Origin of the sequence: Siccibacter turicensis LMG 23730 (genome assembly GCF_000463155.2) — a bacterium.
GTDB classification, from domain to species: Bacteria; Pseudomonadota; Gammaproteobacteria; order Enterobacterales; family Enterobacteriaceae; genus Siccibacter; species Siccibacter turicensis.
This window is the reverse complement of record NZ_AWFZ01000020.1, coordinates 1-442: the sequence shown is the minus strand read 5'-3', so window position 1 is coordinate 442 and position 442 is coordinate 1. Positions and strand designations below refer to the sequence as shown.

The 442-nt window shown below is 54.3% G+C and carries 1 protein-coding gene; it reads left to right on the top strand.

Annotated features, from left to right (window positions below; genetic code table 11):
- A partial coding sequence (locus DW58_RS04255) for an EF-Tu C-terminal domain-related protein (RefSeq protein WP_029592511.1) occupies positions 1-441 on the top strand: 441 nt, incomplete at its 5' end.
- Position 442 lies beyond the last annotated feature (1 nt).

Below are 442 nucleotides of genomic sequence, written 5' to 3'. Positions count from 1 at the left end.
AAAGATACTGTGAAATCAACCTGTACCGGCGTTGAAATGTTCCGCAAACTGCTGGACGAAGGTCGTGCGGGCGAGAACTGTGGTGTTCTGCTGCGTGGTATCAAGCGTGAAGAGATCCAGCGTGGCCAGGTACTGGCTAAGCCAGGCACCATCAAGCCGCACACCAAGTTCGAATCCGAAGTGTACATCCTGTCCAAAGATGAAGGCGGCCGTCATACTCCGTTCTTCAAAGGCTACCGTCCGCAGTTCTACTTCCGTACAACTGACGTGACTGGCACCATCGAACTGCCGGAAGGCGTAGAGATGGTAATGCCGGGCGACAACATCAAGATGATTGTTACCCTGATCCACCCGATCGCGATGGACGACGGTCTGCGTTTCGCAATCCGTGAAGGCGGCCGTACCGTTGGCGCGGGCGTTGTTGCTAAAGTTATCAGCTAAT